Genomic DNA, 1,190 nt, shown 5'->3' on the forward strand with positions numbered 1-1,190 from the left:
CCATACACAGCTTCGGCACGTTTGAGCTCGGCCTGGTATTGGTTCCAGAACTGCACACCATTTTGCACGTTATCTGGGGTAATAAACTTACCGCGATAACGCAGCCATGCACCGTTTGGCCCACTCGGCGGGCGTTTTGTCGGCGCTTGCTGATCCATCAGGCGCAGCACATAGTCCAGACGCTTGGTCTGTGACATGACACTTTCCAGTTGCTGGCGATCAAAACCATGCTCACGCACCATTTTGTCGATGAACTGCCCAGTCGCTGGGCTATAGGCATAATCGCCATTTTCCAGATACAGCGTATGCTCCGGTTGTAAAACAAAACCACCGGAATTGTGTTTTTTTAACGCTTCAGCCGCCGTTTCCGGCTCGATATTCTTGCTACTACAAGCACTGAGAACCAGTACCAGCGGCAGCAGCGCAGCTAGTTTACGCATTGAGTTTCCGTTAACCCGATCTAATAACGATAATTACGGTTGGTCTTACACTGTAAAGGACTTAAGCACCGCGTGCCAAGCAGCAGCGAGTACGTTTGCATGAAACGTAAAGCTCAGCCGGTCATCAAGCTGTTCACAGCGTGTTTAGCACCCAGTCAGTAACGATGCCAAACATATCATGATAACTTTTCAGGTAAAAAAACAGCGCTATCAGCACCACAGCCAACATCACAATTGCGCATGATTTTCGCACACTCCATTGTTCCGTCATACCCGTTCCTTTTTTTACTTTGCCAATTAACTAAAACCATACTCCTGCAAAAGAAAAATATGAATTTACAACGTGTATCATGTTGTAATTTGAGAGGTGCATCACTTATTAATCCAAGGTTGTTAGCCCAATATAGGTGATTCGAATTAACGACAGCACAATTATTCATCTTTTGGAACAAATACCCTATTTAACAGCATTAAATCGGTCCTATTTTCTGCTAAGCGCTGACTTCGCTATAAACAATAAATCAGACATAAAAAAAGCGACCACCATAAGTCAGTCGCTTTTTTAATAAATTTACGGCTATTTTATTAATGGCTTCGTGTCACTTAACCCGATCGCTAACGTGACGTTGTCACTTGCATGCTATCACTTAAAACCCATAGTTAATCTGGAATGAAAAGGTATTCATATCACTGCCAAAGCTGCCACCAATACGGGCAAACAACGGCACAGACTGTGATTGCAACGTCAGC

2 protein-coding genes are annotated in these 1,190 nt (G+C 44.4%); both read right to left on the reverse strand.

Annotation, left to right across the window (positions count from 1 at the left end; all coding sequences use genetic code 11):
* The coding region (locus tag ACRC27_RS01800; RefSeq protein WP_438639045.1) for a lytic murein transglycosylase at positions 1-440 on the reverse strand (440 nt) is incomplete at its 3' end.
* A gap of 133 nt (positions 441-573) precedes the next feature.
* Positions 574-711, reverse strand: coding sequence for a hypothetical protein (locus ACRC27_RS01805; protein ID WP_438639046.1), 138 nt, complete (start codon positions 709-711; stop codon positions 574-576).
* Positions 712-1,190: the final 479 nt, after the last annotated feature.

Origin of the sequence: Plesiomonas sp. (genome assembly GCF_051650925.1) — a bacterium.
Taxonomy (GTDB): domain Bacteria; phylum Pseudomonadota; class Gammaproteobacteria; order Enterobacterales; family CAMTGL01; genus Plesiomonas.

Coding starts and splice junctions, on each gene's coding strand:
- ACRC27_RS01805 (WP_438639046.1), bottom strand. CDS start 711: ATGACGGAACAATGGAGTGTGCGAAAATCATGCGCAATTGTGATGTTG.